This window comes from Vibrio sp. 10N.222.49.C9 (assembly GCF_041474985.1).
Taxonomy (GTDB): Bacteria; Pseudomonadota; Gammaproteobacteria; order Enterobacterales; family Vibrionaceae; genus Vibrio; species Vibrio crassostreae_C.
Genome location: NZ_JBFRVD010000892.1, coordinates 1 through 285 on the forward strand (window position 1 = coordinate 1; position 285 = coordinate 285).

A 285-nucleotide genomic window follows, 5' to 3' on the forward strand; every position below is an offset into this window, starting at 1 on the left:
GATGACTGGCATTACTTGCGCCATCTCAACAAGTTTGATTACGTCCCAGATCAAAAGCTGACCTTCTGTAGAGCGTCTGAAGTGGTATTGCTGTCACAATGTATGCCTCGAATCGAACGCTTGATATGCCCAATACTAAAACCAATCATAAACAATCCTAGTACGATAGGGATCCCCCACAACAGGGCATTCTTCATGCTAAACGAAGGCTGATAGAGTACGTGCTCACCGTATCTCGCCACCATATACTCTTTCACCTCACTATCGGACTTCCCTGCCTTAACC

The 285-nt window shown here is 46.0% G+C and carries 1 protein-coding gene; it reads right to left on the reverse strand.

Annotated features, from left to right (window positions below; translation table 11 throughout):
- Positions 1 to 50 precede the first annotated feature (50 nt).
- On the reverse strand, positions 51 to 285 hold a 235-nt coding region (locus AB4585_RS26105), incomplete at its 5' end, for a cytochrome c-type biogenesis protein CcmH (protein WP_372171666.1).